This window comes from Peribacillus sp. SIMBA_075, from assembly GCF_046534585.1.
Genome location: NZ_JAWRYN010001429.1, coordinates 1 through 242, shown reverse-complemented (window position 1 = coordinate 242; position 242 = coordinate 1). Strand labels below are relative to the sequence as shown.

Here is a 242-nt window from a genome sequence, read left to right as displayed (position 1 = left end):
AAGCAGCCCATGTTGAGCGGATTGACGTCGTGTTTCTTGTACAGCCCCATCATTTCCTGCTGAAGCTTCATTTGCTCTTCTTTGTCCTTCGTTTCCTTCAAGCGCTTCTGGATGTCTTCCATTTCCGGGCGCATTTTATCCATTTTCACTTTCATTCCTTGCTGGCGCTTATACGTGCGCAGCATAAATGGCATCAAGACGAGGCGGATGATAATCGTGATGACCACGATCGCCATGCCATA

1 protein-coding gene is annotated in these 242 nt (G+C 47.9%); it reads right to left on the bottom strand.

The genetic code is table 11. From position 1 onward, the window contains the following. On the bottom strand, positions 1–242 hold a 242-nt coding region (locus tag SB775_RS33075), incomplete at both ends, for a YidC/Oxa1 family membrane protein insertase (protein WP_410865522.1).